Here is a 25,212-nt window from a genome sequence, read left to right on the forward strand (position 1 = left end):
CGCTGCCGCGAACACGCGTGCTGAGCGAGGCGCGCCGGCGCGGGGGGATCGGAGCGGTGGACCCGTCTCCCGCCCGGGCCCCGCAGGGGTTGGCGCCGTACCGAACGTATGCCCTTCGAGATCACGTCCGATGGCGTTCATCTGCCGAATAGCGCATCCGGGTGATCAGCCGGAACCAATCCATTCTCCGGCAGTTGATCAGCGTGCTTCGGTAACGGAGCAGTCCAGGGCCCTCCAGCTCAAGAAGGAAATCTCGTGATCAAGAAGGTTCTCGCCACTGCGGCAGTTGCGGCCTCCGTCGTCGGTATGTCGGCTGCTACGGCGTCTGCGGCGGCCGACGACGGCAACGGTGCCAACGTCATCGGCAACAAGTCGCAGCAGACGATCGGCAGCACGTCCACCGGCGGCTACATGAGCCCGAACTTCGGCCTCATCAACGGTGGCGTCCTGCACTGCTTCGACATCCAGGACCTCACCGCTCAGATCCCGGTCGGTATCGCCGCGATCGCCGTCGACGACGTCCTGAGCCAGAAGCAGAACCAGACGTGCACCCAGAACTCGGTTGAGCAGCAGGACAGCGAGATCCTGTCGGACCTCGTCGACCTCCTGGCCGACAACGGCAACACCGACGTCAACTGACGTCAGCTTCGTCGCCGAGCGGCCCCGCCCTTTCGCAGCTCCACTGCGAAGGGCGGGGCCGCTCCGCTTTACCGGAGCCCCGCTCGTGCGACGCCCCCGTGGCGCACGGACGGGGCTCTCCCGTGTGCGCGAGGATGGAAGCATGCCGAACAGACTGGCCCATGAGACGTCCCCCTACCTCCTGCAGCACGCCGACAACCCGGTCGACTGGTGGCCATGGTCGGCCGAGGCCTTCGAGGAGGCCCGGCGCCGCGACGTCCCCGTGCTGCTCAGCGTCGGGTACAGCTCCTGCCACTGGTGCCACGTCATGGCGCACGAGTCCTTCGAGGACGACACCACCGCGGCCCTGGTCAACGAGCACTTCGTCGCCGTCAAGGTCGACCGCGAGGAGCGCCCCGACGTCGACGCGGTCTACATGGAGGCCGTCCAGGCCGCGACCGGCCAGGGCGGCTGGCCGATGACCGTCTTCCTCACCCCGGACGCGGCCCCCTTCTACTTCGGTACGTACTTCCCGCCCGAGCCCCGCCACGGCATGCCGTCCTTCCCGGAGGTCCTCGAAGGCGTCCGGACCGCCTGGGCCGACCGCCGCGGCGAGGTCGACGAGGTCGCGGGCCGCATCGTGAAGGACCTCGCGGGCCGCTCCCTCGCCTACGGCGGCGACGGCGTCCCCGGCGAGGAGGAACTGGCCGGCTCCCTCCTCGCCCTCACCCGCGAGTACGACGCGACCCACGGCGGCTTCGGAGGCGCCCCGAAGTTCCCGCCGTCGATGGTCCTGGAGTTCCTGCTCCGCCACCACGCCCGTACGGGCTCCGAGGGCGCCCTCCAGATGGCCGCCGACACCTGCGAGGCGATGGCCCGCGGCGGCATCTACGACCAGCTCGGCGGCGGCTTCGCCCGCTACTCCGTCGACCGCGCCTGGGTCGTCCCGCACTTCGAGAAGATGCTCTACGACAACGCCCTGCTCTGCCGGGTCTACGCCCACCTGTGGAAGGCCACCGGCAGCGACCTGGCCCGCCGGGTCGCCCTGGAGACGGCCGACTTCCTGGTGCGGGAGCTGCGGACCCCCGAGGGCGGTTTCGCGTCCGCGCTCGACGCCGACTCCGACGACGGCACCGGCAAGCACGTCGAGGGCGTCTACTACGTGTGGACCCCCGCACAGCTGGCCGAGGTCCTCGGCGCGGAGGACGCCGCCCTCGCCGCCGCCCACTACGGCGTCACCGAGGACGGCACCTTCGAGCACGGCAGCTCCGTCCTTCAGCTCCCGCGCGAGGCGGACCCGGCCGACGCCGACCGGATCGCGTCGATCGCGGCACGGCTCCTCGCCGCGCGCGAGGAGCGCGAGCGCCCCGGACGGGACGACAAGGTCGTGGCCGCCTGGAACGGCCTCGCGATCGCCGCCCTCGCCGAGACCGGCGCCCTCTTCGACCGTCCCGACCTCGTCGAGCGCGCGACCGAGGCCGCGGACCTCCTCGTCCGCGTCCACATGGACGAGTCGGCCCGCCTCGCCCGGACGTCAAAGGACGGCCGGGCCGGGACCAACGCGGGCGTCCTGGAGGACTACGCCGACGTCGCCGAGGGGTTCCTCGCCCTCGCCGCCGTCACCGGCGAGGGCGCCTGGCTGGAGTTCGCCGGCTTCCTCCTGGACATCGTCCTCGACCGCTTCACCACCGAGGGCGGCGCGCTGTACGACACGGCCCACGACGCCGAGACCCTCATCCGGCGGCCCCAGGACCCCACCGACAACGCCACCCCGTCCGGCTGGACCGCGGCCGCCGGAGCGCTCCTCTCCTACGCGGCGCACACCGGGTCCGAGGCCCACCGCGCCGCCGCCGAGGGAGCCCTCGGCGTGGTCAAGGCCCTCGGCCCGCGCGCGCCCCGGTTCATCGGCTGGGGCCTGGCCGTCGCCGAGGCCCTCCTCGACGGGCCCCGTGAGATCGCCGTGGCCGGCCCCGCCGGTGACGACCTGGCCCGCGCCCTGCACCGCACCGCCCTGCGGGCGCCCGCGCCCGGTGCGGTCGTCGCCTTCGGCACCCCGGAGAGCGACGAGTTCCCGCTGCTCAGGGGCCGCCCGCTGGTGAACGGGGGAGCGGCCGCCTACGTCTGCCGGCACTTCACCTGCGACGCGCCGACGACGGACCCGGCCGAGCTGGCACGCAAACTCGGCCGCTGACGGCGGGCCGGTGCCGGTGCCGGACCGGCCCGGCACCGGCCCAGCGGGCTACGCGCAGACGAGCGAAGCGCCGCCGGCGGGCCGGTACTCGGCAGTGGGGATCTCACTGGACGGGACGGGGCGGGCCGGCGGCAGCGGCTCGTCCGCGCGCAGCCGTGCGAACACCTCCTCGGCGTGCGCCACGTTCCAGGCGACGGTGGACCCGGCACCCTGGACGGTCTCGAAGCGGAGTACGGGCACGGTCGCGAACTCCATACGGTCCGGGGTGAGGTTCCGCAGGCGCGCGGCGAGGGACATCAGGTCCAGGGTGGACAGCCCGCGCGCCTCCGCCGCCGCACTCCCGCGCAGTACCGAGGCGAACGTCAGCAGCCTCACCGGGTTCCCCAGCAGGTCCGAGCGCACCTTCCGCAGGGTGTTGAGGACGAACTGCTGCTGCTTGCGGATCCGCCCGAAGTCCATCTGGCCGTCGGCGCGCCGGGAGCGCACGTACTGGAGTGCCTCTCCGCCGCCGACGTGCGTGGTGCCCGGCGCGAGGTCGACGCCGGTGTACGTGTCCCTCAGCGGCTCCTTGACGCAGATCGGCACGCCGCCGTCGAACTGGTCCACGGCGTCCATGAAGCGACGGAAGTCGATCTCCAGATAGCGGTGCACGGGGAGCCGCGTCGTCCTTTCGACGATCTCCATCGCGTACGACGGCCCGCCTTCGGCCCAGGCACTGTTGATCTTCGCCGCATGGGCGTCGTGCAGCGCGCCCGACCGCCGGTCCCGGTGGCCGGCGGGGAACTCGGTGAGCGAGTCGCGCGGCAGCCCCAGCACGCTGACCCGCCTGTTGTCGGCGGAGACGTGCACCAGCATCATCACGTCGGTGCAGCCGCACTCCTTGCCGCCGAGCCGGTACGTCTCCTTCTCCCGGGCAGTGACGTCCTTCCGGGTGTCGAGACCGAGCACCAGGATGTTGAGCCCCCGGCTCGGGGACGGCAGGGTGGGGGAGGGCAGGGCGGCGGGGGCGGCGACGAGCGCCCCGGAACCGAGGGCGACGAGCGCCGCGGTGGCGACCGCGAGTCGCCGCGGGTGCGTGAATTTCCTGACGGACACGGGCGTACACCACCGAAGCTCGGGAATAGGGACCCGCACAATAAGTCGATTCCCGTCGCACGCAGGTTCGCGACGCGACATCGACCGATCTCATCACTCCCCTGGGGTGTCTGTGGAATGATGCGGGAACCACACCGGATGGGAGGGGAAGATGGCGCCCGATCCCGGGAAATGGGAGCGGATGGCCTTCATTCCGAAGAGCCGTTATGTGAGGGACCCGCCGCCCGCCGACCGAGACCCGTTCCCCCTGTACTCCTCGCTGGTGCAGCACTGGTCGCGGGCGGGCCGTACGGTGCCGGGCGTCCCCGATCACGAGTGGGAGCGGCTGATCAGGACCCCGATCTGGCCGCGCTGAGCCGGAACGGCGTCCGGCGCAATTCGGTGAATGCGATGGAGTGAATGCCGTCGGTCCGATGATCTGCTCGGTCTCCTTCCAGGGCAGGATGCCCGGCGAGGTGAGCCGCGGAAGCCGGGGACCGGAAATACGCGGCCCCGCGTGATCACGAAATCCGTGAACAGTCTTCCGCCGCAGAAAGGATCCAGACGAAATGAAGTGCAAGAAGGCTGCGGCCGTCGTCGCCGGAATCATCATGACCATGGGTGCGGCGTCGCCCGCCTTCGCGGACGCGGAGGCGCAGGGCGCGGCCGTCGGTGCGGCGGGCATCCTTTCCGGGAACGTCGTCCAGGTTCCGATCCACGCGCCGTTCAACGTCTGTGGCAACTCCGTCAGCGTCATCGGCCTGCTGAACCCGACCTTCGGCAACGTCTGCGTCAACGCCTGACGCCCCTGCCCCTCGCGGGGGCGCGACCTGAGGGGCCGGACCCGAAAGGCGCCCATCACGCCTGCCGGGCCCGGCCCTTCGTCATGCCTCCGTCACGACGCCGGGCGTCCGGACACGGCCCGCACGTTCCTCGGTCAGCGCGGCGCCGCCGGTTTCGTCGCGCGGCACGTCTCCCCGGAGGTGGGTACGGGCCGCCGGCGGGGACGGCGGTGCGGTCGCGGGGCCGGTGGCGGGCCGGAGGTCTTCGGACCGGCCGGGGTGACGGAGCGCCGGGAGTCCCTTGCGCAGGGCGTGGCGGATCCAGGCCCAGGTCATGGCCAGGCCGGGCGCGGGGTCGTCGGCGGCGAACCAGGCCGTCTCGACGCGCCGCGTCGGGTTGCCGGGCTCCGCGACCGGTACCGCGTCCGTCTCCGTACCGCCTTCGACGCCGTACCGCCCACCGCCCTCGATGCCACGTTCGGCGTCGGGGCGGCGGCGCGGGGAGGTGAACAGGGCCACCGCCGCGTAGTTCTCCACCACGTAGCGCCGCCCGAACGCGGGGGAGAGGGACGGGACCCGGCGCCCGGTCAGATCCAGATGCATCGCGCGGACGACGTCGAGTCCGTCGCGGTCCGCGAACAGCCGGAACTGGGCGCCGGGGCGCGGGTTGAAGTCGATCAGGTGGTACGTGTCCGTCGACCGGTCGAGCCGGAAGTCGAGGTCGACCACGCCCCGGTGACCGAGCGCGGCGAGCAGTTCGCGGGCGATGCGCTCGACGGTGGGATTCGGCGTCCACCGGCCGACCGCCGTGAGCCCGGCCCCGTGCGGCCACGAGCGCTCCTTGAGCCCGGTCGCGGCGGCGGAACAGCGGCCGGTGGAGTCCGCGTACCCGTGGAAGAACCAGTCCAGGTTCCGCCCCGCCGGCAGCAGTCGCTGGAGCAGCAGCCGGCTGCCCGCCTGTGGGGTACGCGCGTACAGCGCGCGCACCTCGGCGAGTGAACGCACGATCGACGTACTGCGCAACCGGCTTCCGGCCGGGAGCAGCCAGGGGCGGCTCCACTTGGCGACGACCGGCAGCCCGAGCGACCACGCCATGGTGGCCGCCTCGTCGGCGTCGGCGGGGATCTCGGTTCGGGGGTGGGGAAGCTCCAGGGCCCGGCAGGTCTCGGCGAGGGCCGCCTTGTCGGCCACCCGCACGAGCCGCTCGGGCGTCTGGTCGGGCAGCAGGTACCGGCCCGCGAGTTCGGCGCGGTGCTCGGCCAGCGCGAGCGCGGTCCTGTCGTCCATGGGGACCAGGAGCGCGGGACCGGAACCGTAGAGCTCCTCGGGCAGGGTCAGCAGAAGGCGGGCGAGCTCGGCGGGGGAAGGGGCGTCGGGGCTCGGACGGACGTGGCGGACGTAGCGCGAGCGGGTGACGGGGCCGGCGGGCGATGCGATCACCGCGTGGACCGGAATGCCGGCCCGCCCCAGGGACCGGGCGGCGCCGAGCGTGCCGTGATGAAAGGGGTTCCGGTCGAGCCGTACGAGGAGCGCGGGGACGCTGGTGTCAAAACTCGGCACGGCAAGTCCTCGTCTCAGGTGCCCCAAGTGGGCGATGAAAGCCACCAATGGACTACGGATCAGATTGTCGGCGCGTTCACGGTCGGCTTATTAGGAATACTTTCTGAACATCAGATTGACGGCTCATCAAGTGGCGCGGGACGAGTAGGAGTAGTCATGGCCATCGGCAGACGGAAAGTATCGAGAACGTGGTGGGGGGTGTTCAGTGCGGGCCTCCTCGCCTCGGGTTCGGTCGTGTTGTCCTCTCCGGCTCACGCCGTCGAACCCCTAACGACCGGGGCCCCCGAACCGACTCTGTCCAGCGCGATGGGCGCGTTCCTGGAATCGGGCCCCGTCGGGGTCAGCCGCATCGCTCAGCTGGAGCGGTGGCTCGGCGGCAGGGAGCTGCGGGTCGGGCACACGTATCTCCCCGGCGACCTCTGGTCGAACATCGAGGGGCCCCCGGGGTTCCTGGACGCCTGGGCGGACTGGCGCAACGAGCGGGAGGACCGGCTGTTCGTCCTGAACGTGCCCATGCTGGAGCGCAACGAGGCGAGGGTCTCCGACCACGAGGTCGGCAGGCAGCTCCGGCTCGGCGCCGCGGGGTACTACGACCACCACTTCAGGGCGCTGGCCGAACGGCTGGTCGACCTGGAGGCGAAGGACACCGTCATCGTCCTCGGGTGGGAGATGAACGGCACCACGTACACCCATCGGTGCGCACCGGACCCGGCGGCGTGGAAGAAGTACTGGAACCGGATCGTCACCGCGATGCGTTCCGTCCCCGGCCAGGAGTTCCGCTTCGACTTCAGCCCGAGCCGGGGCAGGGACGCCGTTCCGTGGACGGAATGCTATCCGGGTGACGATGTGGTCGACATCATCGGAATGGACTCCTACGACCAGCCGTCGGGGTCCAGTTTCGACGGCCACGTCAATGAGCCGTACGGGTTGCGCAAGCAGGTGGAATTCGCGGCCGAGCACGGAAAGCAGATCTCGTACCCGGAATGGGGGCTCTTCCGGAACGGGGACAACGCCGAGTACATGCGGCGCATGATCGACTGGATGAAGCAGCACAAGCCGCTGTACCACACGATCACCGACTACTGCCCGCACGGTGTCTGGCAGTGCGACGACAATCCGAAGGCGTCGCAGGTGTTCCGGCAGATGCTGTACGGCGCCGAACCCGAGGTGCCGGAGCTGCCCGAGGTGCCGCCGAAGCCGGAAGTGCCCCCGAAGCCGGAGGTTCCGCCGAAGCCCGAGGTCCCGCCGAAGCCGGAAGTGCCTCCGAAGCCGGAAGTGCCTCCGAAGCCGGAGGTTCCGCCGAAGCCGGAAGTGCCCCCGAAGCCGGAGGTCCCGCCGAAGCCTGAGCCGAAGCCGGAGGTTCCGCCGAAGCCTGAGCCGAAGCCCGAGGTTCCCCCGAAGCCTGAGCCGAAGCCGGAGGTCCCGCCGAAGCCCGAGCCGAAGCCCGAGGTCCCGCCGAAGCCTGAGCCGAAGCCCGAGGTCCCGCCGAAGCCTGAGCCGAAGCCGGAGGTCCCGCCCAAGCCCGAAGTGCCGCCGAAGCCTGAGCCCAAGCCCGAGAAGGACTGCTGGAGCATCAACCTCGGCTCCTGGGTGGAGAGCTGGATCGGCGGGCCGATCTGCATCGACAAGGGCGGCTCGAAGGACGCGATCGACGACATCCTCGGGGACGTCGACATCAACGACGTCGACGCCACCGAGCCCTGGGAGGAGATCATGGACAGCGAGACCTGGCCCTTCTGATCAGCCGAGGGTCACCGCGGCGGCGGAGGAGTTCACACTCCGCCGCCGCCCGGCCGCCCGCGCAGGCGTCCGACCGCCCGCCCCACCCACGCCCGCTCGCGCGCCCACCGCGCCAGCCGGCGCCGCCCGTCCGCAGCGCCCGCCCGCAGCCACAGCAACGGAGCCGCGACCCGGCCGGACAGCATCAGCCGCTGGTTCGGCACGGTCTCCGGACGCCAGTGCCGCTTGTACGGCTCCGTGCCCCGCAGCATGCTCAGCGTCGCGCGCCCGCTCGCGCTGGTCTCGCGCGCCCCGTGCCGCAGCAGCATCGTCGCCACATCGACCTTCCGGGCCCGCAGCACCGGATCCGCACCGTACAGATAACCGCCCGCCAGGCGCGGTGACATCAGGGTGAGGTCGGCCGCGACCACGTCCCCGGCCAGCCGGAACTCGGTCACCCGCGCGTCCCCGCATTCGACCATCGGCCGGACCGCCCGCGCGAGATGCTGCGCGAACCGGTCGCTGGTGTGCTCGGCGGTCACCCCCCTGCCCTCCCACTGGAGCTGGTGGAGCCGCAGCAGCCGTTCCAGCGCCGCCGGCACCTCCGCGCCGGTCACGACCCGCTCGTCGATACCGAGCGCGTCGAGCTTGCGCAGCTTGGCCCGCACCCGCTGGGCCTTGGCCGACGGGATCCGCTGGAGCAGGTCGTCCATCGGGACCGCCGGCAGCTCCAGACAGAGGGAGTCGGCGAGCCGCCTGCGGGGACCGCGCCAGTGGCCGAAGACCTGCTCGGCCGCCGCCCCCGGCCGCACCTCGCGCAGATCGATCACCGCTCCGCGCGCCACCCGGGCCAGCGCCCCGGTCAGCGCGGGGACCGCGTCCGGGCGGGAGTCGTCCAGGAGGACGTCGGTGAAGTCCGTGATCGCGCCGCCGAGCTGGGTCAGGACCGGCAGCGGGCCTCGGGCGCGCATCAGGGGCGCGGCCGCGACCAGTTCGCCGCCCTCCCGTCGTACGAGCACCACGCGCAGCGCGCCGGGCCTGCCGTACGACACCCACCACGAGTGCAGCCACGCGTGGGACTGGAACGGGGTCGCCGTCGAGCAGCGGGCGTACAGCGATCCCCACCGGTCCGCGAGTCCGCCGAACTCCGCGTCGTCCCGGCAGATCTCGGCCCGCAGGCCGCCCGCGCCCGCCGTACTCACACCGTCTCCGGTTCCGGCCGGTGCTGTGCGACCGCCGGGGCGGGTACGGCGGCGGGCTGCCGCGAGTGCCGCGCTTCGGCGCGTGTGGCGCGCCCCGGTCGGACCAGGAGCGCCAGACCGCCCAGCAGACCGCCCGCGCAGCCGCCGACGAGCGCCGAGAGCGGCGCGGACGGGGAGACCGGCGCGGAGGGCTTGGTCGCCCGGGAGAACTGCACCACCTTCACCCCCGTGCTCCCCGCGACGTGCGAGCTGTTGAGGATCAGTGCGCGGGCCACCCCGTCGGCCATGGCCACCGCCCCGGCCGGCTTGGCCGCCCGTGCCGTGATGGAGATCATCGGCGCGTCCGGGCTGGTGGCCGCCTGCACGCTGGAACGCAGGGTCTGTGCGGAGACCCCGGCCCACACCTGGGCGTCGCCGGTCACCGCGATGTCGGTGGCGACCCGCCCGTACGCCTGGGCGAAGCCGAGGGCCGCGGCCGGGTCCGACTTCCCGGCCGGCACCACGATGACGTAGCTCGTCGCCGCGTACTCCGGAGTCTTCAGCGCTCCGTAACCGCCGCCGAGGACGACGCCCGCCAGCACGGAGGCCGGCAGCGCCCACCAGCGGCGCGGGGTCCGCAGAGCCGTCGGGAGGGGGAGACGGCGCGACGGCGGCGGGCCGGGGTTCGCGGAGCCGGGAGAGTTCGCCGAGCGTGAGGAGCGTGAGGGGTTCATGGGGTGTCTCGCTTCGCGGGGAGAGGGGTGCCGTGAACGGCCTGTTCGTAGAGGGACATCAACTGCCGCGCACTCCGGGCGATGTCGTAACGGGACGCCGCGAGGGGAGCCGGGAGCCGGGTGAGCCGGGCGTCCCGGATACCGTGCAGCGCCGAGACGAGCTCGACGACCGACCCGCCGATCCGGCGGGCGCCCGGGGCCGCGTCGGGCGGCAGGTCGTCGATCGCCGGGCACGCCACGTACAGCACCGGCAGTCCGGCGGCCAGGGCCTCGACGACCGCCAGGCCGAACGACTCGTCGGGGGAGGTGGACACGAAGACGTCCATCGCGGCGAGCAGCGACGGCAGACCGGGCCCCTCGGCTCCCTCCGGCGCCGGGTCCTCGCAGGCTCCCGCGAACAGCACCCGGTCGGCGGCCCCGCACGCACGGGCCAGCGCCGTCAGCCGCGCGCGCTCCTCGCCCTCGCCGACGAGGAGCAGCCGCGCCTCCGGCACCGACGCCACGGCCCGTACGAGAAGGTCGAATCGTTTCGCGGGCGCGAGTCGCCCCACCCCGCCGACGACGAACGCGTCCTCGGGCAGACCGAGCAGCGTCCTGGCGAGCCGTCGGCGGTCCTCGGTGTAGCCGAAGCGGGCCGACTCGATGCCGTTGGGCACGACGCGGATACGGGACGGGGCCACTCCCCACTCCTCCAGTCGGCGCGCGACGCTGGGGGAGACGGCGACGGTGGCGGTGCCCAGGCGCTCGCCGGCCAGATAGAGGGCGCGGGTACCGGCGGACAGCGGGCGGCCCTCGATCTGCGTGTCGCCCAGCGAGTGCTCGGTGGCCAGGACCGTACGGACCCCGGCGACGCGGGCGGCGAGTCTGCCGTACAGGTTCGCCCGGTACAGATGGGTGTGGACGAGGTCGTACCGGCCCCTGCGGATCAGGCGGGTGAGGCGGGGCAGCGCGCCGAGGTCACGGTTGCCGGTCATGCCGAGGTGGGTGACGGGGGTGCCGTCGGCCTCGATGCCGTGGGCGACCGCGCCCGGGTTGGTGAGCGTGACGACCTCGGCGCGGACCGGCAGATGACGCAGCAGCAGCCTCAGCTGCTGTTCCGCGCCGCCGATGCCGAGACCGGTGATGACGTGCAGGACCTTCATGAGGCGTCCGCCCCGACCAGCCGCTGCGAGAAGGTCGGAAGATCGGCGGGGCGACGGCGGCGCAGCGGGTGCAGGACACGCTTGGCGGTGAGACGCCAGGCGGCGTCCCGCTCGTCGATGTGGATGCGCGGCAGCGCGTGCGTGCTGGTCAGCGGTCCGGGGTCGATGGCGCAGGCGTGGCGGTAGCCGGCGGCCCGTACGGCGCGGATCGTGCGGGCGTCGACATGGCCGTACGGGTAGCAGAACCCTTCCACGGTCGTCCCGGTGAGGTCCTCCAGGAGCGCGCGGCTGCGGCGGGTCTCGTCGGCGAGGGCCGCGTCGTCGGCGGCGGGCAGCGAGACGTGCCGCAGGCCGTGGGAGCCGATCTCCATGCCGGCCTCGGCGGCGCGCAGGATGCCGTCCTCGTCCAGCAGCGGCTTGCGCGGGCCGTCCCCGTCCCAGGTGTTCGCGCCGCCGAGGCGGCCCGGCAGAACGTAGACGGTGGCCGTGAACCGGTGGTGGCGCAGCAGCGGCACCGCCGATTCGAGGAAGTCCGCGTACCCGTCGTCGAAGGTGAGTCCGACCAGCCCCTTCGCGCGGCCCGCGGCTGTGGCGGCGAGCAGCTCCCGTACCGAGACACCGCGCAGACCCCGGTCGCTCAGCCAGTGCAGCTGCCTGGCGAAACGCACCGGGGAGACGGTGACCCGGTACGGATCACTCGGCGTGTCCGCGATCGAGTGGTACATCACCACCCAGGGGGGCGGCTTCGGCAGCAGACGACGAATCGCGGCGGTGCGGGGCGCCAAGGCAGCGGGCATGGGCGAGCCTTCTTGATGCGACGGGGGTGAGGGGGGGAATCTCGGGCGCGCGGGGCGTGCAGGCGGTGACGAGCAGGAAGACGGATGCGGTGACCACGCTCGCGACGGCGAGGGAGAGGAGCGTCGGGCTCACGAAGGCCGCGCAGAGCCAGCCGGCGGCGGTGGCCCAGGCGGCGGCCGTGGCCAGCCGCAGAAGCCCCTCGCCGAGGTAGCGGATGCGGACCGGGATGGACTGGCGGCGGGCGCCGAGCAGCATCATGACGGCGGTGAGCGTGATGCCCAGCGCGTTGGCCGCGGCGATGCCGACCGCGCCCCAGAGCCGGGCGCCGGGGATTCCGGCGAGGGCGGTCACGGCGAGCCCGGTGGCCATGGCGGCGGCCGGGTACCAGAGCGGTCGCGCGGCGGAGAAGTAGCAGCGGACGAGGGTGCCGACCAGGGTCTGGCCGAGCAGCCCGAGGGCGTAGACGCGCATGACGGCGGCGGTGGCGTCGGTGTCGGCCTGGTCGAACGCCCCGCGCTGGAAGAGGATTTCGACGATCTGGGGAGCGGAGGCGATCACGATCGATGCGCCGACGAGTACGACGACGGTGGCCAGCAGCAGGTCGCGCTCGACCCGCCGGCGGGCGCCCTCGGCGTCGCCCGCGGCCATGGCGCGGGCGACGACGGGGAAGCTGACCGTGCACAGCATCAGGGAGAGGATCATCGGCATCTGCGCGATCTTCTGCGCGTAGTTCAGATGCGAGATGGCGCCCGCTGGAAGGGGTGAGGCGAGGAACCGCTCGACGAGGACCTGGGACTGGCGGAAGAGCGTGAAGGCGATGACGGGCGCGATGAGCCCGAGGGCGAGCAGCCGTCCGTCACCGGAGAGCGTCGTCGCCGCGGTGTCCTTCGGCGCCGGTGCCGCCATCGGCTCCGGCTGGTGGCGCAACTTCCGGACCAAGTAGGGGGATTGGACCAGCACCATCAGCAGACCGCCGACGGCGACCCCGGCGGCCGCCGACCGGACGCCGAAGGGCTCGCGGAGCACCACGACCGTGCCGATGATGCCGATGTTGTACGCGACGTAGATGGCGGCCGGCGGCAGGAAGCTGCCGTGGGCGCGCAGCGCGGCGGAACAGTAGCCGGCGAGCGCGAAGGTCAGTACGCAGGTCGCGGTCAGCCGGGTGCAGTCGACGGCCAGCCGGGGGTCGGCGAGACCGGGCGCGAGGGCGGCGACCAGGAGCGGCGCGGTGAGGACCAGAAGCCCGGCGACGGCGCTCACGGTGAGTGCGAGCCGGGGCAGGGTGGAGCGTACGAGGGAGAGGACGGGGTCACCGGCGAGGGCGCCGCTCCGCCGTGCGAGGGCCCGACTGAACGCGGGCACCAGGATCAGCGCCATCGCGTCCTCGATGAGCAGCGTCGAGGCGAACTCCGGCACCGTCCAGGCCACCAGGAAGGCGTCCGTCTCGGCGCCCGCGCCGAAGAAGCGAGCCAGGATCTGGTCCCGCACGAGCCCGAGCGCCGCGCCGGCCGCGGTGAGCCCCGCGGTCACGGCGGCGGCCCGCGCGAGGAACCGGCCGGAGGACGCCTGCGGGCGGCGCCGCCGGCGCCCCCGGCCGCCGGTGAAGCGCGCGCGGGGGGCCGGTGATGAGGAGGCCGGCGGGTGGCCTCCGCGGTCGGCCCCGGGCGGTCCCGGAGCCGGAGAAGGCGCCGGGGCCTGAGACGGCACCGGAGGCGGAACCGTCACCCCGTCCGTCGGGTGCGGCTCCCCGGCCCAGGGGTCACGCACGCTTCACCTCCGCCAGGGACCACCAGGCCGCCAGGCCGAGGACGATCGACATCAGGACCGTGGAGGGGCCGCCGATGTCCGCGTAGAAGAAGTCGATGAGCTGCCAGGACAGCAGGCCCACCGCCACCAGCGCACAGTCCGTGCTCCGCGAGCGCCGCCACAGCGCCCCCGCGAGCAGTGCCACCCAGCTGCCCGCCAGGGCCAGCAGCCCCACAAGGCCCTGCTCGCTCAGCACCAGCAGGTACATGTTGTGCGGGGAGAGCAGGGGCTGACGCCGGAAGCCGGCGCCCGCTCCCGCCGTGTCGCTGCCCGAGGACAGCGCCAGCGAGGCGTGGGAGTCGCGGTACTGCGGGAAGCCCTTCAGCCCCACCCCCGTCACCGGCTCCGAACGCCACATCCGCCCCGCCGCCGCCCACATCGTGTAACGGTCCGTCACCGACTGGTCCGGTGCGTCCGTCACCTGCGTGATGCTGGCGAGCCGCTCCTCCACCATGGAAGACCCGACGCCGAGACCGCCGACGAGGACCACGGCCAGCGCGCCCACCACCAGCGTCACCCGGCCGGCGCGGCGGATCCCCGACAGCACGAGCTGGAGCGCACACGTCAGCACCGTCGCGATCCACGCGCCCCGGCTGAACGACACCACCAGCGGCACGCACAGCAGTCCGGCGCAGACGACCGCCGCCGTCCGCGTCCGGCCGCCGCCGCCCAGCGCGATCCCGGTGACGACGACGAGTCCGTACGACACGACCGTCGCCATGCCCATCACGTCGGTAGGGCCGAACGTCCCGACCGCCCGGATGTCCTCCCCCATGTACGAGGCGCCCGTGCCGGTCAGGTACTGGACCACGCCGACCCCGCCCTGGACCAGGGCCAGAGCGACCAGCGCCCACGCGACGAGCGCGAAGTCCCGCCGGTCACGGATCATCAGCAGCACGGCTGCCGGGACGAGCACGAAGACCTGTACGTAACGGGCGACGCCCGGCAGGCTCGCGGCCGGGTCGCTCGACGTGATCGCCGACAGGCAGATCCCGAGGACCGGCAGCCCGAGCACGACGGCCGCGCCCCGGGTCAGCGGCCGTGCCCCGCCGCGTACCACCCGTACCAGGCAGATGAGCACGAGCAGCCCCGAGGCCGCGTCGGCGAGCGTGCCCGAACCACCCGTGCCGTCCGTGCCGCCCGGGGGCGGGACGAGCAGCAGGGCGATCACCGCGAGGACCGGGGACAGCGTCCCCGCCCGCCGGAGTCGGTCGCGCGTCTGCCGGCCTGCCGCCACCGGCCCGGGCGCGGGTGCCGGCACGCATACCGGTACGGCCGTCGTCATCATCAGCTCCCCGCGGGCCGGACGAGGCCGGCCGCGGTCCGCAGCAGAATGCGGACGTCCTGCCAGAACGACCAGTGGTCGATGTAGTGGTTGTCGAACCGGCAGCGGTCCTCGATCGAGGTGTCCCCGCGCAGTCCGTGCACCTGCGCCAGACCGGTCAGCCCCACCGGCATCCGGTGGCGGTCGGCGTACCCGGCGTGGATCTTGCTGAACTGGGCCACGAAATAGGGGCGTTCGGGCCTCGGGCCGACCAGGCTCATGTCCCCGCGCAGTACGTTCCACAGCTGCGGCAGCTCGTCCAGCGACGTCCGCCGCAGGAAGCCGCCGACCGCGCTCATCCGCCGGTCGTTGGCGACGTTCCACCGCGTCGCCGATTCGGCCTCGTCGGCAGGGCGCAGCGTACGGAACTTCAGCAGCGTGAACAGCCGCCCGTGCTGCCCCACCCGCTCCTGGCGGAACAGCACGCCGGGCCCGTCCGAGAGCCGTACCGCCACCGCGCACAGCAGCAGCACGGGCAGCGCGAGCACCAGCGCCGGACCGGCCAGGGCCACGTCGAGGACGCGCTTCGCGGTCAGCCCGCTCCGCTCGGCCGGCGGGACCAGCCGACGGCAGCCGTACCCCCACAGGTGCTCGCCCATCGGCCCGCCGTGCCGCTGCTCGCCCACCCGCCAGGTGGTGCACCCGTAGTGCTGGAAGAGCATCACCAGCTCCGGGTCGTCGGTCAGGAACACCGCGTCGAGGACGGTGTTCTGGATGACGGCGCGGTGGATCTCCTCCGTGGTGGTCAGTACCGGCAGCCCCATCTCCCCGGCAGGCTGCGGCGAGTCGCCGTTCTGCCGGGCGCCGACGATCCCGACGGGCCGGATCCCGTACTCCGGATGCTGCCCGAGTGCGGCCGAGAACCGCCGCGCGGCGGCCGGCCCGCCGACGACCAGTGCGGACCTCGGATGCACCCGCGCCGTCCGCCGCCTGCGGGCGTGCACCGCGCCGCGGAGCAGGGACACGGCGACGAGCTGGGTGGCGAACGCGGAACAGAGCGCGGCCGGACCGATCGCGAGAGCCGGGGTGTACGCGGCGACCGCGGCGGCCGCGGCACACCACGCGACGCCCACCCGGGCGGCCAGCGCGGGCAGCTCGTCCAGGACGGAGGCGAGGGGCCCGGGCCGGTACAGTCCGGCACGGCAGTTGAGTACGAGCACGACCCCGACGACCAGCAGGAGCAGCCGGACCGCGCGGTGCGGCTCGGCGAGCGGACCGGCCGCGAGCAGCACGGCCAGAGCGTCGGACGCCACCAACGGGGCGGCGGCGAACCGGGTGCGGGCGGACCGGCGCGGCGGCAGCGCGAGCCGGTCCGCCGCGCCGCGCCGCGGTGCGAGGGAGGCGAGTCCGGGAGCGTGGCCCCGGCTCGCCGGGGGCCAGGGGCCCGGTGCGGGAGGGACGCTGGTGCTTTCCGTGGTCACGGCGAAATCGGCTCCCTGTGCTCGGTGCACCGCACTCCGGCCAGGTCGCGGTACACGTCCGCGACGGCAGCGCCGGTGCGCCGCACATCGAATCTGCTGAGTACGTGTTCGTGGGCCTGGCGGCCCAGCGACCGCCGCAGCTCCGGCCGGCCGAGAAGGCGGCCGACGGCGGCGGCGAGGGCGGCCGGGTCCCCGGGCGGGACCAGGCACAGGGCTTCGTGGCCCGGGGGCAGGCTCTCGCGCGCCCCGTCCACGTCGCTGACGACCACCGGACGGCCGCTCGCCATCGCCTCAAGGGGCGCCAGGGCCATGCCCTCCCAACGGGACGGCAGTACGACGAGGTCGGCCGCCCGGTACCAAGGGGTGGTGTCGTCGACGGCACCGGTGAAGCGCACCGACGGGGGAGCCGCCGCCCGCAGTCGCTCGCCGTCCGGTCCGTCGCCGACCAGGACGAGACGGGCCGTGGGGGCCTGGGCGAGGACGGCGGGCCAGGCGGCGAGCAGGGTGTCCTGCCCCTTCTGCCGGCAGAGCCGGCCCACGCAGACGACGACGGGTCCGTCACCGGACCGGCCGGGCCCGAGGGTGCGGGCGGCGGCGTCGGCGGAGGCGTCCGCGAACCTGGCCACGTCCACACCGTTGTGGATGACGGACCAGGAGGCGCATACGCCGGCCTCCTCGCCGGTGCGGCGCTCGGCCTCGCTGACGCAGATGATGCGCTGGGTCCAGCGCGCCGCCCGGCGTTCCCAGCGCCGGGCCAGCGCGGCGACCGTGCCTTCGACCGCTTCGAAGGACCAGGCGTGCGGCTGGTACACCGTCGGCAGGGAACCGCGCAGCGCCAGCCGGGCGCACAGCCCCGCCTTGGCGCTGTGGGCATGGACCAGGTCCGGGCGGGCGGTGCGGACCAGCCGGGCGAGGCCGAGCGTCTCGCGGACCAGCCGGGGGCCGGGGTCGCGCCCGGCCCGCCACGCGTACACGTCGGCCCCCTCGGCGCGGACGGCCGCGGCGAGGGTCGTGCCGGGCGGGCAGGCGACGGTGACGCGCATCCCGGCGCGGAGCTGGTCGCGGACCAGGTCCGCGACGACACGGGCGACGCCACCGTCCCCGGGCTGGACCGCGTGCAGGACGGAAAGGGGGGAGGAGTCCGGTTCTCGTGGAGGCGGCATGTCAGCGTCCGGCGTCCGTGCGGAGGGGAAGCGCCCCGTGCCGGGTGGCGCCGGACGGGGCACGCGGCACGCCGCGGCGCACAGCAGGAACCGCTGAATTCCGCATACAGGTTCTCCGCTTTGATGAGAGAAACAAGGAAACACCCGTGAAGATCGGGGAAGGGGAAGCTTTCGACCGTGCGAAAAGGGTGTCCGCGCGGTTGGACCATGAGCGACGTCGGGGAACGTTATAACGCTGATTCCGGGCGATAGTAAGCATGAGATGCTCACCCAGACTAACTTTCGTATCCGGGCGACCGGTTCCTCGTCGGGCGTGTTGAGTCATTCCCGGCTCGCTCGCGCGAATACCCCTCTGATGGCCCATAGATAGGCTGAACGTCACCCATTCGGGAGAGCAACCGAAGAATGTGAACCGCGTTCTCGAAGGAGCCGGGCCGATCCGGTCGCACCGCCGGCCTTCCGGCCCCGGTGGTCGGCGATCGACCGAGGAGCGCTTCCCCTCGGCATCCGCCTGTGTCAACGTCTGATCCCCCCGCCCCGCGGATCGCGGTCTCCCCAAGGCCGGTGCGTCGCCCCTCCGGGTGGGCGCGCCGGCCTTCCGCTCGCTCGGACGCACCTTCGTGCGCCGCCCGGTGCAACGGCGCAGGCGCCTGGGAGTGGCAGATCGGAGAGGTGGATTCACCCGAACGAATGCGTGGCGTTCAGTAGTTCTCCCGTTGCGGAGAGCTATAACCGCAGGCCCCGGCGTCCGGGTGACGGCGTTCGGGTATCCGATCGGCAAATAGGACTGGACCCTTCCTTCGGGTGCAGTGTCGTCCCCCCGGGTTTCCGCGGGCCGTGCCCCTCGTTACAGAAGCGGCAGGACGCGCGGGGCTCGACCAACTCCCCTGCGCGGAAGGTGACTTGTCTGCGCAGCAGACGCATCGACGCTTAGAGGAAGGACTCACTCCATGAAGCCCATCAAGGTCGCCGCGATCATCGCCGGTTCCGTCATGGCCCTGGGGGCCGCCGCGCCCGCCATGGCCATGGGGCCGGCGGAGCTTCCCACCAGCCTGGACGGGGGGATCGACGCGCTCTCCCACGACGGCCTGGAGACGGACGCGCTGGGCAGCGCCAGGGACGGTTCCCCGGTCAAGACCGTGGGCGAGGTCGCCGGGCAGGTGAAGGAGACCGGTAAGACGGCGTCGCTTCTGGGCGGCCTCCCGCTGGGCGGCTGACGGGTCACAGCGTGACACCGCCGTGCTGACGGGCGCCGTCGCCGTCAGCGCCTCCTCGATCCTCGGTGGAGCGGTCGTCCGTCGTGCCGGACGCTCCGGACGCCTGCGCCGACCCCTCGGCCTGACCACCAGTCAGCCCGCCCCTCCCTCTCAGCGGTGAGGACCGTCGGCGTTGCTGCACGCAGGCGAAATTTCGCTACGTTCTCGCCGGAGAGAGCGTTCGCAGGACACAGCTCCACCTCACCATCACCACCCTCCGAAGGGCACACGCAGTCATGAACCTGCGATCACAAGCCGGCATGGGAATCCTCATGACGGCTCTCGCCTCCGCGGCCATGGCCGCCCCCGCTTCCGCTGCCGAGGCCCCGGTCGTCGTCCCGCTCCAGGGTTTGGAGCCGGCGATTCCGATGGACGCGCCCACCGTGGCCACCGGAGTTCCGCTGCCCGCGCCGGGCGCCCCCACCGTCTTCCACGAGGGGCGCTCGCAGACCGTGCCGGACATCGCCGTCCCGCAGGTCCCGCTCTCCACCACCCTCCCGAAGACCGTCCTCGCCACCCCCCTCCCCGAGGTCGTCGAGGGAAGCCGGCCGGGCACGGCTCTGCTCACCAGCCCGGCCTCGCCCCTGGAGACGGCCACCCCCGCGGCCGGGGTCGGCAACCCGGTCGGCCTGCCGCGCGGCGACAGGTTCGGGATCCCGGACCTGACGACGCCGGACGCCGGCATCGACACCCCCGCGGCGAACGGGGTACTGGGCCCCCAGCTGGGCCTGGCGCAGCCGACGGCCTGACAGGCGCTTCTTCGTACGACCAATGGACCGGCGGGTGAAGACACGATTCTTCCCCGCTACCCGAGGGGTCGTTGGTCGTTACAACAGGAGGCTTGTCGCATGGCCGCGGCCCGCGGGTGCGGAGGTTCGGCCCGTCGTATCCGACGGCGGACGGATCACCGGTCTGCGGGCCATCACCTCTTCATCTCGTCCCATCCGGCCTAAAGGCCGTTACCCACACGCCTTTTCGGCGTTGTACGGGACCGTGCGGCCGTGATTCTCGCGGTCGACCTTCCACGTCCAAGGAGTTCTTGATGTCTCGCATCGCGAAGGCTGCCGCTGTCCTCGCCGGCACGGGTGCCGTTGCCCTCAGCGGAGCCGGCATGGCCGTCGCCCACTCGGGCGCCGAGGGCGTCGCCGCCGCCAACGCCGGTATCCTCACCGGCAACGTCATCCAGGTCCCGGCCCACGTGCCGATCAACCTGTGCGGCAACACCGTCACCGCCATCGGTCTGATGAACCCGGCGTTCGGCAACACCTGCGCGAACGTCGACGGTCACCACGGCCACGACCGCGGCCACGACGACGGCGGCTACGGCGGCTGATCCCCTGCCCCACGGAGCGGCCCCCCGGCACATCCGCCGGAGGGCCGCTTTCCTGTCTGAGGCGCCCGGCCGGGCGCCTCAGACGTACCGGTAGATCGCGCTGTGGTCGAGCATCTGCGCCGGGGTGACGCCCCACGGGCCCATCCGCTCGTCGCGCGCCGCGATCCGGCCGTACTGGGAGTCGCCTGGCGGCGGCGGCTGCGCCGGCAGGTAGCCGGCGCGCGGGTTGCGCTGCTGCCAGCGTGACCAGAGCAGGTCGACGAAGGAGTGGTGGAGCCAGAAGACCGGGTCGTTGACCGAGGCGCCGCCCAGCATCAGGCCGCCGACCCAGCGGTGCACCCGGTTGTGGATCCGGAAGCGCTCGTTGCCCCGTCCCCGGGCCCAGCCCTCCAGGCGGTTGCGGAAACCGGAGGCGCTCGTGGAGTTCCAGGGCGCCGCGTCGTACACCGTCTGGCGCATCACCTCGGCGACCTCCGCCGCGGTGGGGAGCGTGATCGGATCGCGGGGGCGCCCGAAGTCCCTGGTGAGAAAGTCGGTTTCGGTCATCGCGTGGGTGATGGTCCAGCGCCCGCCCGCGTGGGCGAAGGGCCCGGTCATCACCTGGAGGTCGCCGCGCCGGCCGTTGCCGCCCATGAAGTCGTCGTTCCACAGGGAGGCGGCCGGGGTGTTGTCGCGGGTCCAGTCCCAGTACGGCACGGTGACCGTCGGGTCGATCCGGCGCAGCGCTCGTTCGAACTCCAGCAGGAACTTGCGGTGCCACGGAAGGAAACTGGGTGCCATGTGGGCCACGCGCAGGCGGCCGTCGCCGTCGGACGTGTAGTAGTCGATGTGGGTGCGGACGAAGTCGTCGTACTTCCCGCTGCGCTTCAGCTCCAGGACGGCGGCGATGAACTTCTTCCGCTCGGCGCTGGTCAAGTCGCGCTGGTTCTTACGCGTGTAGGCCACGCGGACTCCCTCCCGGGTGGACGCCGTGAGCGGCGGCGAAGCGGGTCAGCGGCGCGGACCCGAGCTCGTCCACAGCCGCGCGCGTGGCCGCCAGCGGCGTCGGATACGTCTGGTAGTGATCGATGGGGGTGAGATAGCCGCCGTCCGCACAGCGCATCAGGTGCAGCGGCCGGTCGTCGACGAGGACCTCGATCCCGTCGGCGGACGTCGGCCGCCCCTGGATGCGGCGGCCCCGGTACATCTCGTCGAACGTCTCGCCGGGCGGCGCGCCGGCGACGGGCGCTCCGCCCGCCGCTCCGCCCCGGGGCGTCAGGGCGATACGGTCGAGCGCGGCACCGGTGAAGGCGGCGACGGCCAGGGTGAAAAGGGACCGCAGTGCGAGGCGGCGCGGGACGGTCATGAATGATCTCCTGATGGTCCGGAGGCCCCGCCAGAGGCGGAGGGAAATGCCCTGAGGGATCAACGAGGAAAACGCTGATGCGTTGTGGTGGAAATCGCAGACGGGTGAATGTCGGCCGATCGGGTGAATGAGGTGCGGGGTGGTGGGCGTGCGACCACTAGCATCCGGACCCATGACTTCTTCGAATGTCGTTTCCGAGGCGCGCAGCGCCTCCCCTCTGGGTAGCCTCGCGACCGTCTTCTGGACCACCGGTCCCACCGAGGAGAAGGCGGCCGCCGCCTATCTGATGGTCTATTCGCTCGGCGACGGGAGTGACGGTCCCGAGGCGGGTGCGGAAGCGATGCGGGCCGCCGTGGAGGGCATGGGCCTGACCGTCGGCGGGCCGGTGGTCGACGCGTCCCAGGAGTCCGGTGTCGATGCCCACCTCCTCGTCGAGGCTCAGCAGGCGGTCCTCACCCTGCCGTTCCTCAAGGTGCAGTGTTCGGTGCCGGCGGAGTGGGAGGCGGCCGCCCACAAGCTCGGGCACGCCTACCTGGTCTGCTCCGTCCGCCCCTGGCCCGAGGCCGCGCCCAGCAAGCCGATCTCGGAGGAGCAGCTGCGCGCCTTCTTCTCCGGCGAGGATCCCCTGGCGGGCGGGGCGCACGTGGTGCTGCCGATCCGGCGCCTGCAGGGCTGAGCGCGTGACGGGCGGCGGCGACATGGCGACGGTGGACGTCCAGGGCGTACCGGGGCAGCGGGGGCCCGCGCGGGACGACGGGACGCACGGATCGGCCGGGGCGGGCCTGGCCCTCGCCTGGACGCTGGTGATCACCGGTGCGGCCGGGGCGCTCGCCGCCTGGGTCATCACACTCGACAAGTTCAAGCTCCTCGAGGACCCGAGCTTCCAGCCCGGGTGCAGCCTGAACCCGGTCGTGTCCTGCGGCAACATCATGAAGAGCGAGCAGGCGGCGGTGTTCGGCTTCCCGAACCCGATGCTCGGGCTGGTCACGTACGCCGTCGTCGTCGCCGTCGGTGCCGGGCTGCTCGCCGGTGCCCGCTACCGGGGCTGGTTCTGGCTCGGCCTCAACGCCGGGATGCTCTTCGGGGTCGGCTTCTGCACCTGGCTGATGTACCAGTCGCTGTACGAGATCAACGCGCTCTGCCTGTGGTGCTGCCTGGCCTGGACGGCCACCATCCTCATGTTCTGGTACGTCACCGCGCACAACGTCCGGGAGCGGATCCTGCCCGCCCCGGCGGGGCTGCGGACCTTCCTCGGCGAGTTCACCTTCGCCCTGCCCGTCCTTCACATCGGGATCATCGGGATGCTGATCCTGACCCGGTGGTGGGACTTCTGGACGAGCTGACGTGAGCCGACTCCCCGGCTGGTTCTCCTGGCCGCGGGCCGCACTGACCGTGCTGCTCGCGGCCGTTGTCGTCCTCCTCCTGGTGCCCGACCGGTTCGTGCCGGGCGGTCGGCACACCGGGGAGCGGACCGAGCCAGGGACGGAGCCGCTGACGGGCGTCCCCTCCGGGTTCTTCACCGGCTCCGACGAGGCCGGGGTGCGCCGGATCGCCCAGGTGCAGGCCTGGCTCGGCGGTGACTCCCTGACCGTCGGCCACACCTACCTGCCGGGCGACCGCTGGTCCAACATCGAGGGGCATCCGGCACTCTTCGGGCCGTGGGCGCGCTGGAAGGCCGAGCGCCCGGGGCGGCTCTTCGTGCTGAACGTGCCGCTGCTCGACCGGAACGAGGCCGAGCTGCCGGACGCCGAGGTGCGGGCCGGGCTGCGGCGGGGCGCGGACGGCGCGTACGACGCCCACTTCCGGACCCTGGGGGAGCGGCTCGTGGCGCACGGGCTCGGAGACGCGGTCCTGGTGCTGGGCTGGGAGATGAACGGCACCACGTACAGCCATCGCTGCGGCCCGGACCCGACGGCCTGGAAGGCGTACTGGCGGCGGGTGGTGGGGACGCTGCGGGGGGTGTCCGGGCAGCGGTTCCGCTTCGACTTCACCCCCAGCCGGGGGCTCGACGCGATCGCCTGGCCGCACTGCTACCCGGGCGACGACGTCGTCGACATCATCGGCATGGACGCCTACGACCAGCCCGCCGGGCGCTCCTTCGAGGAGCAGGTCGACGAGGAGTACGGGCTCGCGCACCAGGTGCGGTTCGCGGCGGCGCACGGCAAGCCCGTCTCGTACCCGGAGTGGGGGCTCTTCAGGAACGGGGACAACCCGGCGTACGTACGGGGGATGCTGGAGTGGTTCGCGGCGCACCGGCCGGTGTACCAGACCGTCACCGACTACTGCCCGCACGGGGTGTGGGAGTGCGCCGACAATCCGGAGTCGGCGCGGATCGTCCGGGGCGCGCTGGGACCGGGCGGGGCCCCGGGGGCGTCAGGCCGGCGGTGAGGGGGTCAGGCCGCTCTTGAGGGTGTCGACCGTGCGGTTCAGGAGGGCGGGCAGGTCGTCGGCGCGGCCGCGCTCCGCCCAGTACACGGTCGTCTCGCGCAGCGCGCCGAGGGCCGCCGCCGTGAAGATCCGCACCTCCAGGTCGTCCGCCTCCCGGCCGGTGCGGTCGGCGATCGCGCGGGCGAGGCGGCGGCCGGTCGCTGCGGTGGTCTCGGTGAGCCGGGCGCGCACGGCGGGGATCTCCACCATGAGACGGGCGCGCAGCAGGGTCTCCTCGGGCTCCTCGGCGAGGGCGGTGCGGACGGCTTCGAGGACGACGGCGCGGAGTGATTCGAGGGGTTCCTCGGCGGCGGGGCGGGCGCGCATCCGGGCTTCGAGGACGTCGTCGTTCTCGTCGGTGAGGAGGATGTCCTCCCGGACCGGGAAGTAGCGGACGACGGTGGAGGGGGAGACCTCGGCGGCCTCGGCGATCCGTTCGGTGGTGGTGGCGTCCCAGCCCTGCGCGGCGGCGAGTCGGTAGGTGGCCTTCCGGATCGCGGCGCGGGTCTTCGCCTTCTTGCGTTCGCGGAGGCCGGGGCGTTCGTGCATGGTTCTCATCGTCCAGGTCAGGAGTGCTGGTACGCCACCAGCGAGATGCCGACGTAGTGGGCGACGAAGGCCGCGAGGGTCAGGGAGTGGAAGACCTCGTGGAAGCCGAACCAGCGGGGGGACGGGTTCGGGCGCTTGATGCCGTAGACGACGCCGCCCGCGCTGTAGAGCAGTCCGCCGACGATGACGAGGACGAGGACGGCGACGCCGCCCGCGCGCATGAAGTCGGGCAGGAAGAAGACGGCGGCCCAGCCCATCGCGATGTAGCAGGGGGTGTACAGCCAGCGAGGGGCGCCGACCCAGAAGACGCGGAAGGCGATACCGGCGGCCGCCGCCGCCCAGACCGCCCACATGAGCGGCTTCGCCGTGGAGTCGGGGAGCAGCAGCAGGGTGAGCGGGGTGTAGGTGCCGGCGATGATCAGGAAGATGTTGGCGTGGTCGAGGCGCCGCAGCACGGCCTCGCCGCGCGGGCCCCAGTCGCCGCGGTGGTAGAGCGCGCTGATGCCGAAGAGCAGGCAGGCGGTGAGGACGTACACGCCGCAGGCCATGCGCGCGGGGGGCGAGTCGGCGAGGACGACGAGGACGAGCCCCGCGACGACCACGGCGGGGAACATGCCCGCGTGCAGCCATCCCCTGAGCCGGGGCTTCGTCGGGAGCGGCAGGGCGCGCTCGGTCGGGGGCACTTCCGGCGTGGCTGCAGTCATGGACGGAATCCTAGCTACGCGCCCGCAGGCGGCGGATATGAGTGGCGATGCTCACATGTGCACCCCCCTGGACATATGGGCGGAA

25 protein-coding genes are annotated in these 25,212 nt (G+C 72.7%); 11 read left to right on the forward strand and 14 right to left on the reverse strand.

Annotation, left to right across the window (positions count from 1 at the left end):
• Positions 1–255 precede the first annotated feature (255 nt).
• A complete protein-coding gene (locus ACZ51I_RS15210) occupies positions 256–639 on the forward strand; it encodes a rodlin (protein ID WP_468875711.1) in 384 nt (127 codons plus the stop codon).
• 142 nt (positions 640–781) lie between these two features.
• Positions 782–2,809, forward strand: coding sequence for a thioredoxin domain-containing protein (locus ACZ51I_RS15215; RefSeq protein ID WP_468875713.1), 2,028 nt, complete (start codon positions 782–784; stop codon positions 2,807–2,809).
• A 48-nt stretch (positions 2,810–2,857) separates the two neighbouring features.
• On the opposite strand, the gene ACZ51I_RS15220 is transcribed toward ACZ51I_RS15215, so the two are convergent.
• A complete protein-coding gene (locus ACZ51I_RS15220) occupies positions 2,858–3,904 on the reverse strand; it encodes an LCP family protein (protein ID WP_468875715.1) in 1,047 nt (348 codons plus the stop codon).
• Positions 3,905–4,055: 151 nt separating this feature from the next.
• Here ACZ51I_RS15220 and ACZ51I_RS15225 point away from each other — a divergent pair, with 151 nt between their 5' ends.
• Positions 4,056–4,259 (forward strand): hypothetical protein, encoded by a 204-nt coding sequence (locus tag ACZ51I_RS15225; RefSeq protein WP_468875717.1) that lies wholly within the window; start codon positions 4,056–4,058, stop codon positions 4,257–4,259.
• Between the two features lie 193 nt (positions 4,260–4,452).
• Positions 4,453–4,686 carry a chaplin gene (locus ACZ51I_RS15230; protein ID WP_468875719.1) on the forward strand — a complete coding sequence of 78 codons (234 nt, stop codon included), beginning with the start codon at positions 4,453–4,455 and terminating at the stop codon, positions 4,684–4,686.
• Positions 4,687–4,767: 81 nt separating this feature from the next.
• On the opposite strand, the gene ACZ51I_RS15235 is transcribed toward ACZ51I_RS15230, so the two are convergent.
• Complete coding sequence (locus ACZ51I_RS15235; protein WP_468875721.1) at positions 4,768–6,225, reverse strand: carboxylate--amine ligase; 1,458 nt, start codon at positions 6,223–6,225, stop codon at positions 4,768–4,770.
• A 306-nt stretch (positions 6,226–6,531) separates the two neighbouring features.
• Here ACZ51I_RS15235 and ACZ51I_RS15240 point away from each other — a divergent pair, with 306 nt between their 5' ends.
• Positions 6,532–7,965 carry a glycoside hydrolase family 26 protein gene (locus ACZ51I_RS15240; protein WP_468875723.1) on the forward strand — a complete coding sequence of 478 codons (1,434 nt, stop codon included), beginning with the start codon at positions 6,532–6,534 and terminating at the stop codon, positions 7,963–7,965.
• Positions 7,966–7,997: 32 nt separating this feature from the next.
• On the opposite strand, the gene ACZ51I_RS15245 is transcribed toward ACZ51I_RS15240, so the two are convergent.
• Genes ACZ51I_RS15245 through ACZ51I_RS15280 form a run of 8 tightly spaced genes read right to left on the reverse strand, consistent with a single transcriptional unit; the run spans position 7,998 to position 17,513 of the window.
• A complete protein-coding gene (locus ACZ51I_RS15245) occupies positions 7,998–9,146 on the reverse strand; it encodes a GNAT family N-acetyltransferase (protein WP_468875725.1) in 1,149 nt (382 codons plus the stop codon).
• Positions 9,143–9,859 (reverse strand): YveK family protein, encoded by a 717-nt coding sequence (locus tag ACZ51I_RS15250; protein ID WP_468875727.1) that lies wholly within the window; start codon positions 9,857–9,859, stop codon positions 9,143–9,145. Before ACZ51I_RS15250 ends, ACZ51I_RS15245 begins: the two co-directional genes overlap by 4 nt.
• Positions 9,856–11,001, reverse strand: a complete 1,146-nt coding sequence (locus ACZ51I_RS15255) for a glycosyltransferase (RefSeq protein WP_468875729.1) — start codon at positions 10,999–11,001, stop codon at positions 9,856–9,858. The genes ACZ51I_RS15250 and ACZ51I_RS15255 overlap by 4 nt, the downstream gene beginning before the upstream one ends.
• Positions 10,998–11,726 carry a polysaccharide deacetylase family protein gene (locus ACZ51I_RS15260; RefSeq protein ID WP_468875731.1) on the reverse strand — a complete coding sequence of 243 codons (729 nt, stop codon included), beginning with the start codon at positions 11,724–11,726 and terminating at the stop codon, positions 10,998–11,000. The genes ACZ51I_RS15255 and ACZ51I_RS15260 overlap by 4 nt, the downstream gene beginning before the upstream one ends.
• Entirely contained in the window at positions 11,695–13,524 is a 1,830-nt protein-coding gene (locus tag ACZ51I_RS15265; RefSeq protein ID WP_468876821.1) for a lipid II flippase MurJ, read from the reverse strand. Before ACZ51I_RS15265 ends, ACZ51I_RS15260 begins: the two co-directional genes overlap by 32 nt.
• A 34-nt stretch (positions 13,525–13,558) precedes the next feature.
• Positions 13,559–14,890 (reverse strand): O-antigen ligase family protein, encoded by a 1,332-nt coding sequence (locus ACZ51I_RS15270; RefSeq protein ID WP_468875733.1) that lies wholly within the window; start codon positions 14,888–14,890, stop codon positions 13,559–13,561.
• Positions 14,891–14,892: 2 nt separating this feature from the next.
• A complete protein-coding gene (locus ACZ51I_RS15275) occupies positions 14,893–16,350 on the reverse strand; it encodes an exopolysaccharide biosynthesis polyprenyl glycosylphosphotransferase (RefSeq protein ID WP_468875735.1) in 1,458 nt (485 codons plus the stop codon).
• Positions 16,347–17,513: a glycosyltransferase family 4 protein gene (locus ACZ51I_RS15280; protein ID WP_468875737.1), complete on the reverse strand. Its 1,167-nt coding sequence runs from the start codon at positions 17,511–17,513 to the stop codon at positions 16,347–16,349. The genes ACZ51I_RS15275 and ACZ51I_RS15280 overlap by 4 nt, the downstream gene beginning before the upstream one ends.
• Before the next feature lie 950 nt (positions 17,514–18,463).
• Here ACZ51I_RS15280 and ACZ51I_RS15285 point away from each other — a divergent pair.
• From ACZ51I_RS15285 to ACZ51I_RS15295, 3 genes are all read left to right on the forward strand, one after another.
• Positions 18,464–18,730, forward strand: coding sequence for a hypothetical protein (locus ACZ51I_RS15285; RefSeq protein ID WP_468875739.1), 267 nt, complete (start codon positions 18,464–18,466; stop codon positions 18,728–18,730).
• Between the two features lie 311 nt (positions 18,731–19,041).
• Complete coding sequence (locus ACZ51I_RS15290) at positions 19,042–19,518, forward strand: hypothetical protein (RefSeq protein ID WP_468875741.1); 477 nt, start codon at positions 19,042–19,044, stop codon at positions 19,516–19,518.
• Positions 19,519–19,811: 293 nt separating this feature from the next.
• The gene (locus ACZ51I_RS15295; protein WP_468875743.1) at positions 19,812–20,102 is read left to right on the forward strand and encodes a chaplin; all 291 of its coding nucleotides are present in this window, start codon (positions 19,812–19,814) and stop codon (positions 20,100–20,102) included.
• Between the two features lie 78 nt (positions 20,103–20,180).
• Here the strand turns inward: ACZ51I_RS15295 and ACZ51I_RS15300 are convergent, their stop codons facing one another.
• Both ACZ51I_RS15300 and ACZ51I_RS15305 read right to left on the reverse strand, forming a co-directional pair.
• A complete protein-coding gene (locus ACZ51I_RS15300; protein WP_468875745.1) occupies positions 20,181–21,047 on the reverse strand; it encodes a tyrosinase family protein in 867 nt (288 codons plus the stop codon).
• The gene (locus ACZ51I_RS15305) at positions 21,031–21,447 is read right to left on the reverse strand and encodes a tyrosinase family oxidase copper chaperone (protein ID WP_468875747.1); all 417 of its coding nucleotides are present in this window, start codon (positions 21,445–21,447) and stop codon (positions 21,031–21,033) included. The genes ACZ51I_RS15300 and ACZ51I_RS15305 overlap by 17 nt, the downstream gene beginning before the upstream one ends.
• A 172-nt stretch (positions 21,448–21,619) precedes the next feature.
• Here ACZ51I_RS15305 and ACZ51I_RS15310 point away from each other — a divergent pair, with 172 nt between their 5' ends.
• The 3 genes from ACZ51I_RS15310 to ACZ51I_RS15320 are packed head-to-tail and all read left to right on the forward strand — an operon-like array spanning position 21,620 to position 23,835.
• Positions 21,620–22,123 carry a DUF5949 family protein gene (locus tag ACZ51I_RS15310; RefSeq protein ID WP_468875749.1) on the forward strand — a complete coding sequence of 168 codons (504 nt, stop codon included), beginning with the start codon at positions 21,620–21,622 and terminating at the stop codon, positions 22,121–22,123.
• A gap of 22 nt (positions 22,124–22,145) precedes the next feature.
• Positions 22,146–22,790, forward strand: a complete 645-nt coding sequence (locus ACZ51I_RS15315; RefSeq protein WP_468876823.1) for a vitamin K epoxide reductase family protein — start codon at positions 22,146–22,148, stop codon at positions 22,788–22,790.
• A 1-nt stretch (position 22,791) separates the two neighbouring features.
• A complete protein-coding gene (locus tag ACZ51I_RS15320; RefSeq protein ID WP_468875751.1) occupies positions 22,792–23,835 on the forward strand; it encodes a glycoside hydrolase family 26 protein in 1,044 nt (347 codons plus the stop codon).
• On the opposite strand, the gene ACZ51I_RS15325 is transcribed toward ACZ51I_RS15320, so the two are convergent.
• Both ACZ51I_RS15325 and trhA read right to left on the reverse strand, forming a co-directional pair.
• Positions 23,821–24,423, reverse strand: a complete 603-nt coding sequence (locus ACZ51I_RS15325; protein WP_468875753.1) for a TetR/AcrR family transcriptional regulator — start codon at positions 24,421–24,423, stop codon at positions 23,821–23,823. The genes ACZ51I_RS15320 and ACZ51I_RS15325 overlap by 15 nt on opposite strands.
• Before the next feature lie 17 nt (positions 24,424–24,440).
• Positions 24,441–25,127 carry a PAQR family membrane homeostasis protein TrhA gene (trhA, locus tag ACZ51I_RS15330; protein WP_468875755.1) on the reverse strand — a complete coding sequence of 229 codons (687 nt, stop codon included), beginning with the start codon at positions 25,125–25,127 and terminating at the stop codon, positions 24,441–24,443.
• Positions 25,128–25,212: the final 85 nt, after the last annotated feature.

Source organism: Streptomyces sp. NPDC034084 (genome assembly GCF_055575535.1).

Bases quoted from the DNA above. Each gene is read 5' to 3' on its own strand.
- ACZ51I_RS15215 (WP_468875713.1), top strand. From the start codon at position 782: ATGCCGAACAGACTGGCCCATGAGACGTCCCCCTACCTCCTGCAGCAC.
- ACZ51I_RS15225 (WP_468875717.1), top strand. From the start codon at position 4,056: ATGGCGCCCGATCCCGGGAAATGGGAGCGGATGGCCTTCATTCCGAAG.
- ACZ51I_RS15230 (WP_468875719.1), top strand. From the start codon at position 4,453: ATGAAGTGCAAGAAGGCTGCGGCCGTCGTCGCCGGAATCATCATGACC.
- ACZ51I_RS15240 (WP_468875723.1), top strand. From the start codon at position 6,532: ATGGGCGCGTTCCTGGAATCGGGCCCCGTCGGGGTCAGCCGCATCGCT.
- ACZ51I_RS15250 (WP_468875727.1), bottom strand. From the start codon at position 9,859: ATGAACCCCTCACGCTCCTCACGCTCGGCGAACTCTCCCGGCTCCGCG.
- ACZ51I_RS15255 (WP_468875729.1), bottom strand. From the start codon at position 11,001: ATGAAGGTCCTGCACGTCATCACCGGTCTCGGCATCGGCGGCGCGGAA.
- ACZ51I_RS15260 (WP_468875731.1), bottom strand. From the start codon at position 11,726: ATGTACCACTCGATCGCGGACACGCCGAGTGATCCGTACCGGGTCACC.
- ACZ51I_RS15270 (WP_468875733.1), bottom strand. From the start codon at position 14,890: ATGACGACGGCCGTACCGGTATGCGTGCCGGCACCCGCGCCCGGGCCG.
- ACZ51I_RS15280 (WP_468875737.1), bottom strand. From the start codon at position 17,513: ATGCCGCCTCCACGAGAACCGGACTCCTCCCCCCTTTCCGTCCTGCAC.
- ACZ51I_RS15285 (WP_468875739.1), top strand. From the start codon at position 18,464: ATGAAGCCCATCAAGGTCGCCGCGATCATCGCCGGTTCCGTCATGGCC.
- ACZ51I_RS15290 (WP_468875741.1), top strand. From the start codon at position 19,042: ATGACGGCTCTCGCCTCCGCGGCCATGGCCGCCCCCGCTTCCGCTGCC.
- ACZ51I_RS15295 (WP_468875743.1), top strand. From the start codon at position 19,812: ATGTCTCGCATCGCGAAGGCTGCCGCTGTCCTCGCCGGCACGGGTGCC.
- ACZ51I_RS15305 (WP_468875747.1), bottom strand. From the start codon at position 21,447: ATGACCGTCCCGCGCCGCCTCGCACTGCGGTCCCTTTTCACCCTGGCC.
- ACZ51I_RS15310 (WP_468875749.1), top strand. From the start codon at position 21,620: ATGACTTCTTCGAATGTCGTTTCCGAGGCGCGCAGCGCCTCCCCTCTG.
- ACZ51I_RS15315 (WP_468876823.1), top strand. From the start codon at position 22,146: ATGGCGACGGTGGACGTCCAGGGCGTACCGGGGCAGCGGGGGCCCGCG.
- ACZ51I_RS15325 (WP_468875753.1), bottom strand. From the start codon at position 24,423: ATGCACGAACGCCCCGGCCTCCGCGAACGCAAGAAGGCGAAGACCCGC.
- trhA (WP_468875755.1), bottom strand. From the start codon at position 25,127: ATGACTGCAGCCACGCCGGAAGTGCCCCCGACCGAGCGCGCCCTGCCG.